Here is a 19,925-nt window from a genome sequence, read left to right on the forward strand (position 1 = left end):
TAATGTACACAGGGCTTTTTAAAGATACCGGTCAATCACTGCAATATGCTTTGCTAAAGAACCTTTGTTCTGCGACATGATTTTCTGTGCCTGCTGGTTCAGCTGTTCTGCAGCCCCGTAGTCATTTAACAATTCCATCAAAACTTTCACCGCCTGCTCTGCATCCTCCACAACTTTAACGCCGTCTACAGTTACAAATTCATCGACAATGGTTTGGAAGTTAAAGTAATTTTTACCCAAAACCGTCGGCACATTTAATGCAATCGGTTCTAAAATATTATGCCCACCACCCGGCTCATTTAGCGATCCTCCAACAAAACAGACTTGGCTAAGGGCATACCACAGCCACATCTCGCCCATACTATCGGCCAAATAGACTTGCGTATCAGGCTGAATGGATTCACCTAAACTGCGACGTTGAGTCTCTAGATTCAATGCTTGTGCAATCTGAAACACTTCATTAAAACGTTCCGGATGACGTGGTACCACAATCACCACAATTTCGGGATGCTGGGTTAAATAAGGCTGTAAAGCGGCGAGTAATTTTTGCTCTTCTGGCGCATGCGTACTGGCAATAGTAATAATTTTACGTGGGGCTAAATTCCAGTCTTGCTTGAGTTGCTGAGCCTGTTGAATAAAGCTTTCCGATGCATGAATATCAAATTTAATACTTCCTAACACCTGTCCTTTATTCGCAGATAAACCTAAATGGATAAAGCGCTCTAAAGTCGCTTGGTCTTGTGCCAGTAACTGGTCTAAGCCACTGAGCATGCCTTGGCTAAGCCCTTGAACTTTGCTGTAGCCTTTGGCGGATTTTTCCGAAAGACGGGCATTAATCAGTAAACATGGCACTTTAAATTGCTGCGCCTGATCAATTAAATTCGGCCAAATTTCAGTTTCCACCAAAGCCAGTAATTTCGGCTGATATTTTTGATAAAACGCCTGAACTAGTTTTTTCTGATCGGCAGGTAAATACACGGCCTGAAACAAATGCTCATACGGGGCTTTTAAAAACAGAGACTTGGCACGAGCTTGGCCGGTCTTGGTGGTATTGGTCACTAAAACGGGATGACCTAATTTTAAATAATGTTCAATTAAAGGCTGCGCAGCATTGGTCTCACCTACCGACACCACATGAAACCAAAGCGCATGCAGATTTTTAGGCGTCTGAAAAGGACCAAAGCGCTCGAGGCATTCTTGTTGCAATTGCTCCATATTCAACGCACGTTTTTTGATCCGCCATTGATACAATGGTTTAATGACTGATAATGCTGCGTTGTACCAAAAAGGAGTAGCCAAACAAGTTGCCTCAAATGATGTTCAATCGGCAAAATATAACAGAGCAGCCTCCACATGTTAATGAATTCTGCTCTGTGTAATAATTTATTCTGCTCTATTTATATATCAACTTAGCTTTCGGCTAGCTGTTTATTCAAGAAAGGATAATCGATATAACCTTCTGCCACATCGGTACCAATCATATTTTCAAACTTCAATTCATTCAGGGGTTCATCTTCCACCAAACGCTCAAACAGGTCAGGATTGGCAATATAATCCTTACCAAAAGACACCGCTTCTGCTTTGCCCGATGCCAATAATTCAAGCGCATCTTCACGGCTTAAACGCATATTGGCAATATACGGCACACCATTTGAACGTGCTTTCATATCCAGGCTGATGCTGTCATCTGCCAAGTATTCACGGGTAAAGAAGAAGGCAATTTTACGCTGTCCCAATTGTTCTAGCACATAACCAAAGGTTTCTTTCGCATTGGCATCGCCCATATCATGTTCATCGCCACGTGGTGCCAAATGTACACCGACACGGCCTGCGCCCCACACTTCAATCAGCGCATCGACCACTTCCAATAAGAAGCGGGCACGGTTTTCAACTGAACCGCCGTATTCATCTTCACGCAGATTGGTTTTGCTTTGTAAAAACTGGTCAATCAAATAACCGTTGGCTGCATGCAGTTCAACGCCATCAAAACCGGCAGCTTTGGCACGAATGGCAGACTGTTTATATTGCTCAGTAATCGCTTGAATTTCTGAAATTTCCAGTGGACGAGGCACCACATATTCACGTTTTGGACGCAATAGACTGACATAACCGGCTTGCTGCACATTACTGGCTGAAACTGGTGTTGCACCATTTAACAGATCCGGGTGCGATACACGACCGACATGCCACAATTGCGCCACAATCAAACCGTCTTTGGCATGCACAGCATCTGTAACCAGTTTCCAGCCTTCTACTTGCGCATCAGTAAATAAACCCGGGGTTTTTTCATAACCGTTGGCTTCTTCTGAAATCACGGTTGCTTCAGAGATGATTAAACCTGCACTCGCACGTTGCGCATAGTATTCAGCCATCATTGGTGTAGGTACACGGTCTGATGTGGCACGGCTACGTGTTAATGGTGCCATCACCACGCTGTTTTTAAGTTTAAGTTCACCAAATTGAATCGGTGTTGAAAAATCTGTCATCCAGCAATCCTCTTACAGCTTGCACGGACTGATTAAAGTCTAAAGCGCATGCTGTAAATGTTGTAAAAACTCTTCGATCAGTGCTTCATTACGCGAGAAATAAGACCATTGCCCATATTTAGTGACATGAATCAGCCCTGCCTGTTGCAGCACCGATAAATGATTGGACATGGTTGATTGAGAGATATCGGCAATTTTTTCCATCTGCCCTGCGCACACGCCACGACTAAAATCAGTTCCACATTCTTCAGCAGAAATATAACGTTCAGGTTCTTTTAAACATTGCAGAATCTGACGTCTAATCGGGTTGGCTAAGGCTTTATAAATTGCTTCTGTGTCCATCTCATTTCACTCATGTTCATGATCAGCACCTTACCTAGAATCATTATATCGAATTTATGCGATATTAATATCGAAATTTATCGATATTGTATATTCATTTTGTAAATTGCTGCAATCTTGTACAAATTCACTCTATTCTAACATTGTCTGATCAACGGGTCGGAGGAACTCAACTCACCCCATTTTAAAGCTAAAAAAACAGAGGACCGGCCTCTGTTTTTTTAGCAATAAACTTATAAACCCTGTTTTAAACTGGCTTCAATAAATTTATCCAGATCACCATCAAGGACTGCGCCGGTGTTCGAGCTTTCTACACTAGTACGCAAGTCTTTAATACGTGAATCATCCAGTACGTATGAACGAATCTGGCTGCCCCAACCGATATCAGACTTGGTATCTTCCAGTGCCTGCGCAGCATCAGTACGTTTTTTCATCTCTAATTCATAGAGTTTGGCACGTAACTGTTTCCAGGCATGATCACGGTTAGCATGTTGTGAACGCTGGTTCTGACATGCCACTACAATACCTGTTGGTGCATGGGTTAAACGCACCGCAGAATCGGTTTTGTTAATATGCTGACCACCGGCACCCGATGCACGATAAGTATCGGTACGGACATCTGCAGGATTGATATCAATTTCGATGTTGTCATCAATTTCAGGTGAAACAAACACAGCCGAGAATGAAGTATGACGACGGTTACCCGAGTCAAATGGCGATTTACGCACTAAACGGTGGACACCTGATTCGGTACGTAACCAGCCATAGGCATACTCACCTTCAACGCGGATTGTTGCCGATTTTATCCCCGCAACATCACCGTCAGACTCTTCCATCAATTCTGCTTTAAAGCCGTGACGTTCAATCCAGCGCATATACATACGAAGTAGCATTGAAGCCCAGTCTTGTGCTTCTGTACCACCGGAACCGGCCTGAATTTCCACATAACATGGGTTCGGATCCATCGGATTACTGAACATACGACGGAATTCAAGTTTTGCCAGTTCAGCTTCAGACGCATCTAATTCTGCTTGTACATCTTCAAGCAAGCTTTCGTCGTCTGCTTCAACCGCTAAATCAAGCAACGCTTGCGCATCTTCAAGCTGTGTTGATAAACCTTCAAGCACATTTAATACGTTTTCAAGCTCGCCTTTTTCTTTGGCCATCGCTTGCGCACGACTTTGATCATTCCAGATTGCTGGATCTTCTAACTCGCGGAGAACCTCTTCTAAACGCTCTTTTTTCAGATCGTAGTCAAAGATACCCCCGTAGTGTTTGACCACGGTCGTTTAAGTCTTTTAATTGGTTTAGATAAGGATTAATTTCCACGTGAATTACTCTCAATCAGAATATTAGGCTTAAATAGCCGTCGATTATAACACAGAGCGTCGATGCAATTTTAGAGGGCTTATGCGTACTAACAGTTAAACAAAATGTCTTTTTTATTAAAAATGTGCATGTTTTTTAAGCATTATTACAATTTTTTAACAACAATAACCTTTGGGGTTTTTACGCACCGCACACTATTAGCGCTCGGTCTTGCTGCAATTGCTTCTTCAAGTTTTGCTTATAATGCTCAATTAAATGGTGGGTTCACTTACACTGATCATGATGATAATTTTACCGATATAGACAATCAATTTGAGCTAAAAGGCATTTTTTACTTCAATCCTGTTTCTACTAAAAATGCACCTCTTTCGGTTATATGCCTTGATCTAATGTGCCATTCGCTGCAGGTATTGACGGCTATCAAGACGATGCTGACTTGGAAGACAACCGCTTCGCAGTACGTGCAAAATATGTAGAGTCAATGGATCAAGGTCAATTTTTAAATCTGGAAGCTGACAGTGCATTTGGCGATACAGATAGTTTGACACTTGGCGCAGACTACTATTTCGACCAAGCTTTCAGCGTAGGGGCAGCTTATAATATTCAAGATGATGGCGAAGATGACGTGGATTTCTTCTCGATTCGTTCTAAATATTTCATTAATTCTAACTTTGCAGTGGGTAGCGAAGTTGGTTTTGGTGATGATGTTCAAGCATTTACTATCAATGTAACTTATCGTTTTTAATTGAAAAAAAAGCACTAAAATGAATACTTAAAAGCACGCTAAATTGAGGATGCTTTTATGGTTAACTCATTATTATGTTACAAAATACTTAAAATTTTATTAAAAATTCACATAAATCCATTAACTCTCCATAATTTTAATAAAACAAAACATTTTAATAATTATATATTTTTCAAATATTTAACATTATTAAATTACATAAGATTACGTTAGCAACATTTGAGTAACCTTGCAAGGATTGACCTGCCTTCATTTTACTCTAGACTAAAAGTTGTAACAAAAAATGTATTAATTTTAACCACAAATTTGAGGGGTAGTATCCATGAAAAAATTAGCCATTGCTTCAGCACTTCTTTCTGCTCTAGCAATTACAGGTACAGCAAATGCATACCAAGCCGAAGTAGGCGCAGCAGCAGCTTATATTGACCCTGATAATGGTAGCTCAGGTAGTGCTTTTGGTGTAGATGGTACTTATTACTTCAACCCCGTACAAACTCGTAATGCGCCACTTGCAGAAGCAGCATTCCTTGACCGTGCCAGCAACGTTAATGCGCACGCAACATTTGCTGACCGTGGTGACCTAGATAACAATACCTATGGTGTTGGTGCTGAAGTTTTCGTACCAAATTCTGACTTTTATTTAAGCGGTAACATCAGTAAAAATGAAGCAGAACGTTTCAACATACTGGGTCAAAAATATGATTTTGATACCACTTATTATTCAGCTGAAGTCGGTTACCTTCCCGCTCCAGGCCTATTGATTGCCGCTGGTGTGAAAGGTTATGACAACGACAATGATGATGGTGTAGATCCTACAGTTCGTGCCAAATATGTAACTACCTTAAGTAATGGTAAAGACATCAACCTAGAAGCTGGTGCTGCATTTGGTGATCTAGATGAATACAATCTTGCTGCCGATTACTTCATTGATAAAACACTCAGTGTTGGTGCTGACTACCACAACAATGACTTAACTGATCAAAGTGAATTTGGCATTAATGCTCGTAAATTCTTTACTGAGCAAGTAAGTCTTGAAGGTCGAGTTGGTTTCGGTGAAGTGGGTAATAACGACTACAACTCATTCGGTGTAGCTGCCAAATACCGCTTCTAAGCATTTCTTCACCAGTTTTCATAAATGGCCCATCTTCGGATGGGCTATTTTTTTGCCCTCAAATTAAGCATTTAGGTAGAAAATGCAGATTGACTGTGCGATTATTTAATATACAATTCGTTACAATTGTAATATAAAAATCATATTTTATAACAAAGAGAGAAATCTAAATGCTTAAAAAAATTGCTCTTGCTACAGCACTTCTTGCTGGTCTGGGAACTGCTCACGCTTACCAAGCTGAAATTAATGGGAGCTATGAAAATACCGATATCGATGACAGCGGAGATCTCGATACATTTGCGATCAGTGGCAAATATTATCTAAATGGTGTAAATGCTAAAAATGGTCCACTTGCAGAAGCAGCTTTTTTAAGCAAAGCAAGCAATATCGGTCTTGGCTATGCCAATGCCAGTACTGATGAGGATTTTGCAGACTTAGAAATCGATACTGTTGGGGTAAACGGTGAGTTTTTTATTCCTAACTCACAGTTTTATGTTTCTGGAAGCTTAAATCGTGCTGAAGTGACTGTTGAAACAGCTTTTGGCAAAGCTTCAGATGATAACGTGGGCTATGCATTAGAAGCTGGCTATCTTCCTGTAGATGGACTACTTATTGCTGCGGGTATTTCTAAAGAAAACATTGATCCGGTATATGTTTCAAAAAATGGTTTCATAGACACTTTTACCAATATAGCCTCTGTAGCAGATGAGACTGCTGTGACTTTGCGCGCAAAATACGTCACTCAAATTGGCAATCATTTTACCAATTTTGAGGGAGCAACATATTTTGGAGATGAAACTACATATCGTCTAGGTGCAGACCTTTACCTCGATCCTACACTTAGCGTTGGTATTTCCTTGGCTGACTCAACTATTGAAGATTCAGATACCATTTTCAGTATTCGTGGTCAGAAATTCTTTACTCCAGTCATTGCTGCAGGTATTAATTACACTACAACTGATGGTGCAGACTCTTTTGGAATCAACGGTACTTTCCGCTTCTAAGCTTTAAGATTAAAAACAAAAACCGCTCAATTGAGCGGTTTCTTTATTGCTCCAAATGGATCACGCGTAGTTGTAAGCTGACGTTGCCATTGAATTCATTTTTATCAATTTCATAGACCAGTCGTACACTGCCCTGCATGGCATCAAATTCAAATTTGTCTCGCGCATTAAATGCGATTGCTTCTACAATTTGACCATTTTGCAAAGCCAGACGCAACTTTAAATGCATTTCTTTCAGCCAGCGATAATCTAGAATTTTAAACACCCCTTCAAAAATCGGTGATGGGAATTTTTGTCCCCAAGGGGTTAAGTTTTGCAAAAAATCGACTGTTTCAATGTGAAAATGTTCAGTCGGTAATTCACCATCGGTCCATAAAGTGGCATGAAAAAGCGACTCATCCATATTGGAGATCAACGCTTCAAACACCTGCTTAAATTCATCAAAATGCTGTTTTTCAATGGTCAAACCCGCCGCAGCGGCATGTCCGCCAAAATGACTGACCAAATGCGGATACTGTTCGGCAATCATTTCAATAGCATCGCGTATATGCACGCCTTCTATAGAACGTGCCGAGCCTTTAATATGAATGCCATCTTCATCTGCCGCAAAAACGATACTGGGACGGTGAAACTGTTCTTTCAGGCGACCAGCCACAATACCAATTACACCCTGATGCCAATGCGGTTCAAATAAAATTAACGCAGCAGGCAAATGCTCTTGATCTAGCTCAAGCTGGATCAGTTCAGACAGCGCCTCCTGCTTCATCTGAATCTCGACCTGACGGCGCTCAGTGTTCAACTGATTTAATTGCTGAGCTAAGGGATAGGCTGTTTGCAGATCGGCAGCCAGCAGACACTCAATACCGATATCCATGGTTTCCATACGTCCGGCCGCATTAATACGTGGACCAAGCACGAAACCCAGATCTTGAGCCTTTAAAGAGGCAGGATCACGTCCGGCAATATCCAGTAATGCACTAATCCCTGCACGACACTGATTTTGCTGAATACGCTTTACCCCAGCATCGACCAAAATGCGATTGTTATAATCCAGGCTTGCGACATCAGCATAAGTCCCAAGTGCAACCAGATCTAGATACTGGGCAACTTTTGCAGTGGACTTGCCTAATTGACTGCGATAACTGGACAAATTGGCAAGCAGGTAAAATGCCACCCCTACTCCAGCCAGAGCTTTGCTGGGAAATTCACAGCCCAACTGATTCGGATTGACCACCGCTTCTGCTTTAGGGGTTTCTTTGGTGGTTAAGTGATGATCGGTAATAATCACCTGCATGCCATGTGCTTGAGCCTGTTCTACCCCGGCATGACTGGAAATGCCATTATCTACCGTAACCAGTAAATCTGGCTGAAAACTTGTAAAAGCCAAATCGGCAATGGCTGGTGTTAAACCATAGCCATATTTAAAACGGTCCGGCACCAGATACTGAACATCAGCCCCCATATCGCGCAGCGCTAGAATCATTAATGCGGTACTGGTGGCACCATCGGCATCATAATCTCCCACAATCACAATTTTCTTTTGCTGATCAATCGCCTGATCCATCAACTGAATGGCTGCATCCAAACCTTTGATGGTCGGTGCTAAAAGATGCTTCAGTTTCAGTTCAAGTTCTTGTTCTGATTGCACACCGCGACGCGCCAAAATTTGCGCAATAAACGGCGACACGCCCTGAAAATTTTCAGGGCGTGTAATAAACGGTCTTTGCTGAATCAGTGTTTTTGGCATTAAGGCATGAGTCGTTGTAATTTCCACTTACCGTCGATTCTTTCATAACACAAGCGGTCATGTAAACGGTTTGGACGACCTTGCCAGAATTCATAATAATCTGGCGTCAAGCGATAGCCGCCCCAGAATACCGGTTTAGCCAGAACAGCTTTGTCATTGACCTGATTTTGCAAAATTTGAAAACGTGACTGTAATTCTTCCCGGCTGGCAATCACTCCGCTTTGTGGCGTACTGATATGCGCTGCAATCTGGCTATCGCGTGGGCGTTTATGATAGTAATCGGTCGATTCTTCTAAAGAGATTTTCTCAACCCGACCACCCACACGGATTTGGCGCTCTTGCTCCGGCCAATAGAACAGCAATTCGGCATAAGGATTTTCTGCCAAATCCTGGCCTTTTTGGCTGTCGTAATTGGTATAAAAATCATAACCTGCTTCAGTCGCACCACGTAATAATAGGGTACGCACATGCGGACGGCCTTGTGCACTCGCAGTTGCCAATGACATGGCATAGGGTTCATGCAGTTTCGCTTCTAAAGCATGGTTAAACCAATTCAAGAATTGCTCATGCGGGTTTTCAGCCGCATGAGTTTCGTGTAATTCCCCTTTTTGGTAACTTAAGCGCAGTTCGCTTAAGTCTTTAATCAGATCATTCATATTGTTCCCTTATGCTGCGTTAGAGCGTACACGATCTGCAAGCTGATTGGCCAAATCGGTTACTTCCTGAAGATTGTCACCTTCAACCATCACTCGAATGACCGGCTCTGTTCCTGATTTACGGATCAGTAAACGACCACGGCCCTTCAATTGTTCTGCTGCCTGATCAAATTCAGCCACCAATGCCGGCACAGAGTACGGGTCAAACATTTCCGCCAGACGCACATTCACCAATACATTCGGTAATAGGGTAAAACCTTCAACCAATTCATGCAGGGCTTTTTGTTGCTCGACCATCACGGTCAATACTTGTAATGCCGCAATAATGGCATCACCTGTGGTGCTCTTATCTAAAGTCAGAATATGCCCGGAAGGTTCACCACCAATCACCCAGCCATTTTCGTCCAAAGCTTGCAAGACATAACGGTCACCTACTTTGGCACGCACAAATGGAACTTGCGCTTTTTCCAAAGCCAGTTCAAGCGCCATATTGCTCATGACCGTACCCACAATACCTGCAGGTTTGCGCTTGCCCTGAGTAGCCAAAATATACAGGATATGGTCGCCAGTGATTTGCTCACCGTTTTTATCCACCATAATCACGCGGTCTGCATCACCATCAAAGGCAATACCCAAATCTGCCTGATGTTCAAGCACTGCCTTTTGCAGGTTTTCCGGATGGGTTGAACCGCAGTCCTGATTGATGTTTAAGCCATCTGGTTCATTATACAGTGCCACAACTTTGGCACCCAGTTCTTTAAATACCGATGGTCCCACGTTATAGGCAGCACCATTGGCACAGTCCACCACAATTTTTAAATTACTGAGATCAAAATGGTATGGAAAGGTAGATTTACAGAATTCAATGTAACGGCCATTGGCATCTTTAACACGCACACTTTTACCCAGGTTTGCGGTATCTTCAATTTTTAACTCATTTTCCAGTTCCTGGTTAATCGCATCTTGAATCTCATCGGGAAGTTTCTTGCCTTCGCTAGAGAAGAACTTGATTCCATTATCAAAATAAGGATTGTGCGAAGCTGAAATCACGATTCCCAGGCTGGCATGTAAAGCACGGGTTAAATGCGCAATTGCAGGAGTGGGTAACGGGCCAAGCAAATGCACATACACGCCCGCCGCATTTAAACCTGCCTGTAATGCAGATTCTAGAATATAGCCCGATAAACGGGTATCTTTGCCTAGAACAACGATGGGTTTATTTTTATTGCTATATTGTTTTAATACTTTGCCCGCAGCAAACCCAAGCTTGAGTGCAAATTCAGGTGTAATTGGAAGTTCCCCGAACTTTCCGCGGATGCCATCTGTACCAAAATAACTCATTCTTTACTCACTTCTTATACATGTAGATGGGATTGATCATCCAATTTTAGTCTTAATTACTTTACACCAAAATCAAAAAAGCCGTCATATAAATGACGGCTTTTCCTGAATTTGATTACTAAAAATCAACCAACACGGTAGTTAGGTGCTTCTTTAGTAATAGTCACGTCATGCACATGCGATTCAGACATACCTGCCGCTGTGATTTTCACAAACTTGGCATTTTGACGAAGATCGTTCACGGTTGCAGAACCGGTATAACCCATAGAAGAACGCAGGCCACCCATCATCTGGTGCACAATGTTACCCATAGGGCCTTTGTAAGGTACGCGACCTTCAATACCCTCTGGAACTAATTTTTCAGCGCCAGCTTTAGAGTCTTGGAAATAACGGTCAGCAGAACCTGTTGCACCTGCCATTGCACCCAATGAACCCATACCACGGTAAGCTTTGTAATAACGACCCTGGAAGAATTCCACTTCACCTGGTGCTTCTTCAGTACCAGCCATCAATGAACCGACCATGATTGTGCTTGCACCCGCACCAATTGCTTTGGCCATATCACCAGAGAAACGAATGCCACCATCTGCGATCAATGGAATTTGTTCTTTCAATGCATTGGCAACGCTGTCGATTGCAGAGATTTGCGGCATACCAATACCAGCAACAATACGCGTTGTACAAATTGAACCAGGACCGATACCCACTTTCACCGCATCCGCGCCTGCATCAAGAAGTGCAAGAGCAGCATCACCAGTCGCAATGTTACCGCCAATCACCTGAACTTGCGGATAGTTGGCTTTGACCCAACGTACGCGCTCAATCACGCCTGCAGAGTGACCATGTGCTGTATCCACAACAATGGCATCTACACCTGCTTCAACCAGTGCTTCAACACGGCTTGGCGTTTCTACACCCGTACCGACTGCGGCACCGACACGTAAACGACCAAGATCATCTTTACAGCTGTTTGGATAAAGTTCCGCTTTACGGAAATCAGTGACTGTAATCAAACCTTTAAGTTCGTTATTGTCACCCACTACCAATACTTTCTCAATACGATTTTTTTGAAGAAGTGCTTGGATATTTTCTTTTGATTCGTTTTCGCGAACAGTCACGAGACGATCTTGACCTGTCATGATGTTGCTAACAGGTTGTTCCAGATTGGTTTCGAAACGTGTATCACGACCTGTCACAATACCGACTACTTTGCCATCTTTAACAACAGGTACACCGCTGATGTTGTTGGCTTGAGTGATTGCAATCAGTTCACGAACAGTGGTTTCTGGCGTTACGGTGATAGGATCTTTCACCATACCTGCTTCAAATTTTTTCACACGGCGTACTTCTGCAGCTTGTGCAGCAATATCCATGTTTTTGTGCAAGATACCAATACCGCCATTTTGTGCCATTGCAATTGCCATACGGGATTCAGTTACCGTATCCATAGCTGCTGACACAAGAGGAATATTCAGGTTAATGCCACGAGTAAGGCGTGTCTTTAAGGAGACATCTTTTGGGAGAACAGTTGAGTAGGCAGGGAGTAATAAGACATCATCGAAGGTTAGAGCTTCTTGAACGATGGTCAACATAACAGTCTCACTGGTAATTTCCGTGCGCTATTATAAACAAAAAAAACAGTTTTATTCATGCTAATTTCAAACAGCAATGCAAAATAAATTTACATTACTGAATATCGGCCAACTTTTTTATTAAAAAACAGTCATTTTAATGCATGAGCATGTAAATTTGAGCGGGTACTCGATTAGCAGACCTGATCAAAATCTTCATCATTGGTCGACTCAAAAGATTCAAGCGGCACAAAAGGGATCATGCTATGCGCCCGTCTGGCCTTATTGCATTGCTCATCGGCAATTTGCACTTCTTTGCATGAGGAGCTGCGTGCCTCATACATGCCACAACTGACCTGCTTGCCTATTTCACCGGTCAGGGCAATACAGCGCGGTGACTTTTGATTGGTTCCCGCCATACACGAATATACCGCTGTTACAGGTTCCGTATAGTGTTCGGGCATGGCAAGCCCTTCTGCCCAATAAAATGAAACTCGAAAATAGGCGCAGCAAGCGCCACAGCTTAAACAGGCATCCTGAGTGGGTACTTGAGACAACATTCTTATAAGTTCTCGTCATCTGACATATTTTTTAGTGCAAAAATCTTAAAAAATGTTGCGCTTTAACTCAAGCTTTTTTCATCTATTTAAGATTTATTATTCGGGATAGGTAAATACGGTTTCATCCATTAAATCGACACCGCATTCCAGAGTTTCAATCCAGTCCAGAAATTGATTCACCTGCTCTGTGCCAATGAATGGTGTACCATGCTGCGGCACAATCATTTCCACGTCCATGGTACGAACCATTTGTACCCAAAGACGGATCACTTTATTGCAACACATATAACGTTGATGGAAACCTTTCATCTTCGGGATATGTGCAGCAAAATTTTCCAGTGGTTTAGAGGCATCATCTACCATGGATGCGCCCATATCACCAGAAAACAGAATTTTAGCAATCGGATCATAAAACTGGAAATTACCGACCGAGTGCAGGAAATGTGCCGGAACAGCAACAATGCTCGATTCACCCAACGGAATCACCTGACCATGGTCAGGCAGCTCAACCAGACGATCCAGCCAGTTCCCTTTCATCCGGTCGCTCATGAAAGCCGAGTTCAAATGCGGCAAGAAACGTGCCCATAATTTGGATGCTACCACTTTGGCCTCGGTATAGACCAGCCAGCGTGGCATAGAAGTAATAATGTCAGGGTCCTGATGGGATGCCATGACATAATCAAGATTGGTTAGACGGGTATATTTGTTCAGTTCCATCGTCAATGGAACATAGGTCAAGTCACCCCCTGGATCAAGCACTGCAGCACGTTCATGATCTAGGATTAAAAACTGGTTTGCCTGTACACCTTCACCTTTCACTAAACTGGTAAAACTAATACATTTATGCGTACCATTATCAAATAGTACCTGTGATGTGGTGCGATCAAACGCCATACCCATTCCCCAAAATATCGTTTTTAGACTAAATTTTTAATTCCTCTCAACATATAGGGATTCATGGAAATTTACAACAAAATAACATCTGAATATTGGTAGATTTATCAGTAAATTGTGCGGTATTTCACAATAAAAAAATCCCGACAAAAATACCAGGATTTTTTTAACGCTATTCAAATTTAAAAGAAATAATGTTGCACCAGTGCCACCACACCAATCACCAAAAACACAACTGCACCAATTTTATGAATCAGTGAAATCGGTAGTTTTTCTGCCAGTTTGTTACCAATAAAGACTGCAGGAGCATTGACCAGCATAATCCCGAGGGTGGTACCCAATGTCACCCAGCCTATACTGTCAAAGCGCGCGGCAAGGGCCACGGTAGCAATCTGGGTTTTATCACCAATTTCTGCCAGAAAGAATAAAACAAACGTGGCACCAAAAACGCCATATTTTTGCCATTTATTAATGCTTTCAGTTTCATCATCCAATTCATCTGGAATCAGCATCCACGCCGCCATCCCAATAAATCCCAGGGAAACAATCCATAACAATACGGTCGGGCTCAGCACAGTGGTAATCCATTGACCCAGTACAGCGGAAATACCATGGTTAACCACAGTCGCCAGGAAAATTGCGATCAGAATTGGTACAGGTTTACGGAAACGCGCAGCCAGCAGCAAAGCCAGCAATTGAGTTTTGTCACCCATTTCGGACAAGGCAACAACAGCTAAAGAAATCAGGAAGGCTGAAAGCATGATGTATTTCTCTGGCTAGCATAATAAAACCTATGACTCACCCCTCCTGCTAGCCAAATTGAGCAGAGTGGTAAATCAAAGGTCTTGCCAACAAAAAGAAAATCATGATCAAAAGATCATTTGGTTCTTTGCTATGATGACCATGTTCTGTGGAACAATTATGTTGACCATCACCTTTTTACATTGCGTAAAAAGCGGCTACTCCCCAATGAAGTGCATGTATTTTAAGCTGAAAGATAATTTTTTTCAAATGACTTTAAAAATATCATTTCAGGATAATGCTAAACATTGCTATCCATGGCTAAAATTGCATTAAAGATCATTTTAAGCGGCTGTGTTCAGCGTCTTATCCCTATCATAAAAATGAGTCTGTGTATGTTCTCAATACCAAAGCTTTCACAAAAAAACCCTGCCGAAGCAGGGTTTTGTGTAGCCTAAACTGAAATTAGAGCAACAGACTGCGGATATCCGCCAACAATTTGGTCAGCTTATGGGTAAAGCGTGCTGCATCTGCGCCATTAATCACACGATGGTCATAAGACAATGACAACGGCAACATCAGCTTAGGATCAAAACCTGTACCATTCCAAACCGGTTGCATGGTGGCAGGTGAAATACCCAAAATCGCCACCTGAGGCCAGTTCACCAATGGGGTAAATGCAGTACCGCCAATTGAACCCAGGCTGGTAATAGTGAAGTTGGCGCCCTGCAAGTCTTTCGGTGACAATTTCTTGTCACGTGCCTTCTTGCTCAGTTCACCCAATTCAACTGCAATTTGCTTAATTGATTTTTGATCTGGATTACGCAGTACCGGCACAGTCAAACCATCCGGCGTTGCCACGGCAATCCCCATATGGATTTCATTACGCAGCAATACCGATTTTTGGTCGTCCGCCAAATGGCCAGCAAAATACGGCTCTTCCTTCAACAGATGAGCGACTGCTTTGGCAATGAAAGCCAGAATCGTCAAACTAATGCCATCCTGTTTAAACTTGGCCTTGAGCTCACCGCGCCATGCTTCAAGCTCGGTAATATCCGCCAGGTCAAACTGGGTCACCTGTGGAATGTAGTTATTCAACGACAACTGCGGTACAGATACTTGCTGTAAGCGTGTCATTACTTTTTCTTCAGTACCGCCAAAAGCACTAAAATCAGGCAATTTAGGTAAACCAGAAACTTGGATTACAGCCTGTGCAACAGGAGCTGCTTGCGGAGCTGTCAGACGTGTTTTTACATAGGCAAACACATCTTCTTTCATCAAGCGATCATGGGCACCCGAAGCTTTGACTTCAGCCAAGACCACGCCCAACTCACGAGCTAGCTTACGTACCGCAGGCCCAGCATATACCTTGGCATTAGCAGCACTTTGCTCTTTAGTCAGCTTATCAGCCGATTGAACCGGTACTTGCTCTACAGATGTAGCTGCTTGTGGCGCTGCTGTCGGAGCAGGTGCTGCTTTGGCTGCGGGAGCAGCTTCAACTTTGGCTGGCTGAGCTACAGCAGCTACTGCCTGTCCTTCCGCTTTGATGGTCACCAAGGCCACACCTTGTGAGACATTTTGCCCTACTTGGACGTGGATGGCTTTAATCACCCCTGCCGATGAGCTTGGTACTTCAACGGTGGCTTTGTCGGACTCAACCACAATAATGCTTTGATCCGCTTCAACCGTGTCACCGACTTGAACTAAAATTTCCGCCACTACAGCTTTATCTACACCCAGATCAGGCACAGCAATTTCAATGTTTCCGCTTGGTGCAGAGGTTGCAGGCGCCTGAACCGCCGCTTCTGCTTTTGGCACATTCACAGAAGCTGTTTCTGTAGAAGATGCTGTTGTAGAAGCTGTACTTGGCGCTGCTTCAACAGCTGAAGATGCTGTTTTCACTTTGAGCAGAACCACACCTTCTTTGACCGTGTCGCCTGCCTGAACTTCAACGCTCTCAACCGTACCAGCAACGGTACTTGGCACTTCTACAGTGGCTTTATCGGATTCAACCACCACAATGCTTTGATCAACAGCGATTTCATCACCCACCTGGACCAAAATTTCACCGACCAGGGCTTTTTCTACCCCAATGTCAGGTACTTGTACTTCAACCACTGAAGCGCTGCCAGTCGGAGCCTTCGGTGCAGAAGCTGCTGGTTGATGGGATGCCAGTTCTTGCATAATTTCCTGATCAGGCAGCGAGGTCGGAGTATTTTCCGAAGTTTTCTGTGAAGCATCTGCTTCTTGGACTTCAGTCGTGCCTGTTGAACCATCCTCAGCTTCCAGTTCAATCAGCACCGAACCTTCAGACACCACATCGCCTGCTGCAACCGTAATACTTTTCACGATCCCTGCTGAAGTGCTTGGCACTTCAACAGAGGCTTTATCTGACTCAAGCAACACCAGGCTGTCATCTACAGCAACGCTATCGCCCACTTTCACTAAAATTTCAGCAACGGTGGCTTTGTCTACCCCAATATCAGGTGTTTTGATTTGCATGCTTAGTTCTCCTCACCTGATTGTTCTTTATAGTCAGCCACTGCCTGAACTTCAGGGTGTGCTTGAGGTGCCCAAGCGACTGGACGATCAGTATCAAGTTCGAAGCTGGAGATGGCATCTTTCACCAGACGCGCATCAACCTCGCCTTCATCAGCCAGTTTCTTCAAGGTTGCCACGACAATATGCGCGGCATCCACACCGAAGTAACTACGCAAATTGCCACGGGTATCTGAACGGCCGTAACCATCAGTACCCAAGGCTACGAATGGACGGTTGTCTGGAAGATAGGCACGGATCTGTTCGCTGTATGCACGCATATGATCAGTTGCAGAAACCACAATACCGTCAGTTTCACGCAATTGTTGTGACACCCAAGATTCCTTCGCTTCTTCAGCCAATGGATGCAGGCGGTTGTATTCTTCACACGCCATGCCATCACGTGCCAGTTCGTTGAAGCTGGTGACACTCCACACGTTCGAGTGAATCTGGTATTCATCACGCAAGATTTTCGCTGCTTTAATCACTTCACGAAGAATCACACCTGAACCCATCAGCTGGACAGTGGCTTTTTCATCTTCTTCAAGCAGATACATACCACGCTTGATGCCTTCTTCAACGCCTTGTGGCATTTCAGGATGCTCATAGTTTTCATTCATCACGGTCAGGTAATAGAACACGCGTTCCTGATTGACATACATGCGTTGCAAACCATCGTGTACGATGACCGCAAGTTCATAACCGAAACATGGGTCATAAGACACACAGTTTGGAATGGTATTGGCCAGAATGTGCGAATGACCATCCTGATGCTGCAAACCTTCACCGTTCAATGTGGTACGGCCGGCAGTCGCACCGAGCAAGAAACCTTGAGCCTGTGCATCACCGGCTGCCCAGGCAATGTCACCAATACGTTGGAAACCGAACATCGAGTAGTACATGTACATCGGAATCATCGGCAGGTTATTGGTTGAATAACTGGTCGCCAAGGCTGCCCATGCACTCATCGCGCCGGCTTCGTTAATCCCTTCCTGCAACATGTGACCATCTTTGGCTTCACGATAGTTCATCAGCTGTTCTTGGTCTTCAGGAGTATATTTCTGACCATGTGCAGCATAGATACCCAACTGACGGAACATGCCTTCCAGACCAAAGGTACGTGCTTCATCCGGTACGATCGGAACCACGCGGTCTTTGATGGCTTTTTCTTTCAGCAGCGCTGAAATTAAGCGGACCATGACCATCGTGGTTGATTGTTGCTTGCCGTTTGAACCTTTTAATACGGCATCAAACACTGAAAGCTCTGGAATTGCCAAAACTTCACTTTCTTTACGACGTGCAGGCAGATAGCCACCCAATGCTTCACGACGCGCCTTCATGTATTTAATTTCAGGCGAATTTTCACTTGGACGGTAGAATGGAACTTCTTCAAGCTGCTCATCGGTAAATGGCAAGTTAAAGCGATTACGTACATACTTTAATGATTCAAGCTGCATTTTCTTGATTTGGTGGGTTTTGTTCACCGCTTCAATTTCTTCAGATAAGCCATAACCTTTTACCGTCTTGGCTAAGATAACTGTGGGTTGACCTGTCGATTTCATCGCTTCAGCATACGCAGCATAGACTTTGTATGGATCGTGACCACCGCGATTTAAGTTATCGATATCTTCGTCACTTAAATCTTTTACCAATGCTTCTGCTTCTGGGTATTTACCAAAGAAGTGTGCACGGGTATACGCACCACCTTTGACTTGATAACGCTGATAATCACCATCAACCGCCTCTTCCATCACGGCTTTTAAAGCGCCTGACTCATCTTTGGCAAGCAGCGGATCCCAATGACGGCCCCATACCACTTTAATCACGCGCCAGCCGGCACCACGGAACAAGGATTCAAGTTCCTGGATAATCTTACCGTTACCACGCACCGGACCATCAAGACGCTGTAAGTTACAGTTCACCACCCAAATCAGGTTGTCTAACTTTTCACGACCGGCAAGCGAAATCGCACCTGTACTTTCCGGTTCATCCATCTCACCATCGCCAAGATAAGCCCAGACCTTACGGTCTTCCTCTTTAATCAGGCTACGGTTCATCAGGTATTTTTGAATATGCGCCTGATAGATCGACATGATCGGACCCAGACCCATCGATACGGTCGGGAACTGCCAATAATCCGGCATCAAGTAAGGATGCGGATAACTCGGTAAACCATTGCCACCCACTTCACGGCGGAAATTGTTCAGTTGATCTTCAGTCAAACGGCCTTCAAGGAATGAACGTGCATAAATCCCTGGTGCACAGTGACCTTGGTAATAGATCATGTCACCACCAAAGTGGTCGCTATTGGCACGGAAGAAGTGGTTAAAACCGACATCATACAAGGTTGCAGAAGATGCAAAACTTGCCAGGTGACCACCGAGGTCGTCACCAGTTTTATTGGCACGTAACACCATCGCCAAGGCATTCCAGCGAATCAATGCACGGATACGGCGTTCCATATCTTGGTCACCTGGCATGGCCGGGGTTTCATCCACAGAAATGGTATTTAAGTAAGGAGTATTTAGACGCTGAATGGGAACATGCTTGGCAATCGCGCGCTGATAGAGTTTTTCTAATAAAAATGCAGCACGCTCTGTACCCATATGCTGCAAAACCGAGTCAAATGCGTCTTGCCATTCTTGGGTTTCTTGCGCGTCGGTATCACCATAAAACGCCATATTTCACCTGTTCCTTGAGCTTATTTATAGTCTCTATATGTACCATACTTTAAAGAGCATCAGTTATTGCTACAGCTGAATACGGAATAGCACTATTATTTAGATAATAAATACTTGTTGACCATTCTTTACGCAATAAAACAAAAAACCGCCAATATGGGCGGTTTTTTATACAATAA

At 43.7% G+C, this 19,925-nt stretch carries 16 protein-coding genes and 1 riboswitch; of the genes, 3 read left to right on the forward strand and 13 right to left on the reverse strand.

Annotated features, from left to right (window positions below; translation table 11 throughout):
- Nucleotides 1-18: 18 nt before the first annotated feature.
- The 4 genes from LZZ98_RS05020 to prfB form a co-directional block, all read right to left on the reverse strand.
- Nucleotides 19-1,299: a 3-deoxy-D-manno-octulosonic acid transferase gene (locus LZZ98_RS05020; protein WP_237786916.1), complete on the reverse strand. Its 1,281-nt coding sequence runs from the start codon at nucleotides 1,297-1,299 to the stop codon at nucleotides 19-21.
- Between the two features lie 110 nt (nucleotides 1,300-1,409).
- Complete coding sequence (locus LZZ98_RS05025) at nucleotides 1,410-2,486, reverse strand: alkene reductase (protein WP_237786917.1); 1,077 nt, start codon at nucleotides 2,484-2,486, stop codon at nucleotides 1,410-1,412.
- A 39-nt stretch (nucleotides 2,487-2,525) separates the two neighbouring features.
- Nucleotides 2,526-2,828, reverse strand: coding sequence for an ArsR/SmtB family transcription factor (locus LZZ98_RS05030; protein WP_086174683.1), 303 nt, complete (start codon nucleotides 2,826-2,828; stop codon nucleotides 2,526-2,528).
- 233 nt (nucleotides 2,829-3,061) lie between these two features.
- Nucleotides 3,062-4,157 (reverse strand): peptide chain release factor 2 gene (gene prfB / locus LZZ98_RS05035; protein WP_237786918.1). Its coding sequence is split into 2 segments (ribosomal slippage): nucleotides 3,062-4,084 and nucleotides 4,086-4,157, totalling 1,095 coding nucleotides; the frame shifts between segments, so codons are not numbered across the junction.
- Between the two features lie 391 nt (nucleotides 4,158-4,548).
- Between prfB and LZZ98_RS05040 the strand changes: the two genes are divergently transcribed.
- The 3 genes from LZZ98_RS05040 to LZZ98_RS05050 all read left to right on the forward strand — a co-directional run bounded on the left by LZZ98_RS05040 (nucleotide 4,549) and on the right by LZZ98_RS05050 (nucleotide 7,017).
- Entirely contained in the window at nucleotides 4,549-4,902 is a 354-nt protein-coding gene (locus LZZ98_RS05040; RefSeq protein ID WP_237786919.1) for a putative porin, read from the forward strand.
- A 322-nt stretch (nucleotides 4,903-5,224) separates the two neighbouring features.
- Nucleotides 5,225-6,013, forward strand: coding sequence for a putative porin (locus LZZ98_RS05045; protein ID WP_237786920.1), 789 nt, complete (start codon nucleotides 5,225-5,227; stop codon nucleotides 6,011-6,013).
- A gap of 170 nt (nucleotides 6,014-6,183) precedes the next feature.
- On the forward strand, nucleotides 6,184-7,017 hold the full coding sequence (locus LZZ98_RS05050) for a putative porin (RefSeq protein WP_237786921.1): 834 nt from the start codon (nucleotides 6,184-6,186) through the stop codon (nucleotides 7,015-7,017).
- A gap of 43 nt (nucleotides 7,018-7,060) precedes the next feature.
- Here the strand turns inward: LZZ98_RS05050 and recJ are convergent, their stop codons facing one another.
- The 9 genes from recJ to aceE form a co-directional block, all read right to left on the reverse strand.
- Nucleotides 7,061-8,764: a single-stranded-DNA-specific exonuclease RecJ gene (gene recJ / locus LZZ98_RS05055; protein WP_237787003.1), complete on the reverse strand. Its 1,704-nt coding sequence runs from the start codon at nucleotides 8,762-8,764 to the stop codon at nucleotides 7,061-7,063.
- Nucleotides 8,764-9,420 (reverse strand): pyridoxamine 5'-phosphate oxidase, encoded by a 657-nt coding sequence (gene pdxH / locus LZZ98_RS05060; RefSeq protein WP_237786922.1) that lies wholly within the window; start codon nucleotides 9,418-9,420, stop codon nucleotides 8,764-8,766. The genes recJ and pdxH overlap by 1 nt, the downstream gene beginning before the upstream one ends.
- Before the next feature lie 9 nt (nucleotides 9,421-9,429).
- Nucleotides 9,430-10,761 carry a phosphoglucosamine mutase gene (glmM, locus tag LZZ98_RS05065; RefSeq protein ID WP_237786923.1) on the reverse strand — a complete coding sequence of 444 codons (1,332 nt, stop codon included), beginning with the start codon at nucleotides 10,759-10,761 and terminating at the stop codon, nucleotides 9,430-9,432.
- 125 nt (nucleotides 10,762-10,886) lie between these two features.
- Nucleotides 10,887-12,353 carry an IMP dehydrogenase gene (gene guaB / locus LZZ98_RS05070; RefSeq protein WP_086174690.1) on the reverse strand — a complete coding sequence of 489 codons (1,467 nt, stop codon included), beginning with the start codon at nucleotides 12,351-12,353 and terminating at the stop codon, nucleotides 10,887-10,889.
- A 173-nt stretch (nucleotides 12,354-12,526) separates the two neighbouring features.
- On the reverse strand, nucleotides 12,527-12,892 hold the full coding sequence (locus LZZ98_RS05075; protein ID WP_237786924.1) for a YkgJ family cysteine cluster protein: 366 nt from the start codon (nucleotides 12,890-12,892) through the stop codon (nucleotides 12,527-12,529).
- Between the two features lie 96 nt (nucleotides 12,893-12,988).
- Entirely contained in the window at nucleotides 12,989-13,786 is a 798-nt protein-coding gene (locus LZZ98_RS05080) for an MBL fold metallo-hydrolase (RefSeq protein ID WP_086174783.1), read from the reverse strand.
- A gap of 182 nt (nucleotides 13,787-13,968) precedes the next feature.
- A complete protein-coding gene (locus tag LZZ98_RS05085; protein ID WP_237786925.1) occupies nucleotides 13,969-14,547 on the reverse strand; it encodes a TMEM165/GDT1 family protein in 579 nt (192 codons plus the stop codon).
- 73 nt (nucleotides 14,548-14,620) lie between these two features.
- A riboswitch (yybP-ykoY riboswitch) is annotated at nucleotides 14,621-14,766 on the reverse strand.
- Nucleotides 14,767-14,992: 226 nt separating this feature from the next.
- Nucleotides 14,993-17,029 (reverse strand): 2-oxo acid dehydrogenase subunit E2, encoded by a 2,037-nt coding sequence (locus tag LZZ98_RS05090; RefSeq protein WP_237786926.1) that lies wholly within the window; start codon nucleotides 17,027-17,029, stop codon nucleotides 14,993-14,995.
- 2 nt (nucleotides 17,030-17,031) lie between these two features.
- Nucleotides 17,032-19,746 (reverse strand): pyruvate dehydrogenase (acetyl-transferring), homodimeric type, encoded by a 2,715-nt coding sequence (gene aceE, locus LZZ98_RS05095; protein ID WP_237786927.1) that lies wholly within the window; start codon nucleotides 19,744-19,746, stop codon nucleotides 17,032-17,034.
- Nucleotides 19,747-19,925: the final 179 nt, after the last annotated feature.

It is taken from the genome of Acinetobacter sp. SM34 (genome assembly GCF_022012365.1).
In the GTDB taxonomy this organism is placed as follows: domain Bacteria; phylum Pseudomonadota; class Gammaproteobacteria; order Pseudomonadales; family Moraxellaceae; genus Acinetobacter.

Bases quoted from the DNA above. Each gene is read 5' to 3' on its own strand.
- LZZ98_RS05080 (WP_086174783.1), bottom strand. From the start codon at position 13,786: ATGGCGTTTGATCGCACCACATCACAGGTACTATTTGATAATGGTACG.
- glmM (WP_237786923.1), bottom strand. From the start codon at position 10,761: ATGAGTTATTTTGGTACAGATGGCATCCGCGGAAAGTTCGGGGAACTT.
- LZZ98_RS05075 (WP_237786924.1), bottom strand. From the start codon at position 12,892: ATGTTGTCTCAAGTACCCACTCAGGATGCCTGTTTAAGCTGTGGCGCT.
- LZZ98_RS05050 (WP_237786921.1), top strand. From the start codon at position 6,184: ATGCTTAAAAAAATTGCTCTTGCTACAGCACTTCTTGCTGGTCTGGGA.
- LZZ98_RS05085 (WP_237786925.1), bottom strand. From the start codon at position 14,547: ATGCTTTCAGCCTTCCTGATTTCTTTAGCTGTTGTTGCCTTGTCCGAA.
- aceE (WP_237786927.1), bottom strand. From the start codon at position 19,746: ATGGCGTTTTATGGTGATACCGACGCGCAAGAAACCCAAGAATGGCAA.
- LZZ98_RS05025 (WP_237786917.1), bottom strand. From the start codon at position 2,486: ATGACAGATTTTTCAACACCGATTCAATTTGGTGAACTTAAACTTAAA.
- LZZ98_RS05030 (WP_086174683.1), bottom strand. From the start codon at position 2,828: ATGGACACAGAAGCAATTTATAAAGCCTTAGCCAACCCGATTAGACGT.
- guaB (WP_086174690.1), bottom strand. From the start codon at position 12,353: ATGTTGACCATCGTTCAAGAAGCTCTAACCTTCGATGATGTCTTATTA.
- recJ (WP_237787003.1), bottom strand. From the start codon at position 8,764: ATGCCAAAAACACTGATTCAGCAAAGACCGTTTATTACACGCCCTGAA.
- pdxH (WP_237786922.1), bottom strand. From the start codon at position 9,420: ATGAATGATCTGATTAAAGACTTAAGCGAACTGCGCTTAAGTTACCAA.
- LZZ98_RS05090 (WP_237786926.1), bottom strand. From the start codon at position 17,029: ATGCAAATCAAAACACCTGATATTGGGGTAGACAAAGCCACCGTTGCT.
- LZZ98_RS05045 (WP_237786920.1), top strand. From the start codon at position 5,225: ATGAAAAAATTAGCCATTGCTTCAGCACTTCTTTCTGCTCTAGCAATT.